The sequence below is a fragment of the Saccharothrix sp. ST-888 genome (genome assembly GCF_000955975.1).
GTDB lineage: Bacteria > Actinomycetota > Actinomycetes > Streptomycetales > Streptomycetaceae > Kitasatospora.
This window is the reverse complement of record NZ_JYJF01000439.1, coordinates 1-382: the sequence shown is the minus strand read 5'-3', so window position 1 is coordinate 382 and position 382 is coordinate 1. Positions and strand designations below refer to the sequence as shown.

At 76.4% G+C, this 382-nt stretch carries 1 protein-coding gene; it reads right to left on the bottom strand.

Annotation, left to right across the window (positions count from 1 at the left end):
• Positions 1-185 (bottom strand): hypothetical protein (locus UK12_RS33410; RefSeq protein WP_045306971.1); only part of this gene is annotated, 185 nt, incomplete at its 3' end.
• Positions 186-382: the final 197 nt, after the last annotated feature.

The window sequence follows — 382 nt, the reverse complement described above, 5'->3', positions numbered from 1 at the left end:
AGGTGGGGGAAGGCGAGGGGGTCGCCGGCGATGGAGACGGCGCGCAGGGCGTCGGCCCCGCCGGGGAGGGTGGACCCGGTGCGGTGCGCCGTGTCGGCGCGGCGCGGCGGGCAGATCCGGGCCAGCGGGTGGCGGCCCACGTGGGCGCGGACGCGGGTGCGCCTGCGCACGCGCTGGAGTGGCATGGGGATTCCTCGGGCGGCTGGTCGTCGAGTGGGGATCAGCCGGATCCGAGGAGAAAGCAGGGGGACTGTCGGCGCGGGCGGCCTCGATGCTCGTCGTGGGCGGCGCGCGGTGGGGCGCGGGGGCCTAGATACAGCAGGAACAGAGGGGACAACAGAGCGAGTTCGCGGCGGTGCGGAGCGACGGCTGGGGTGTGCCC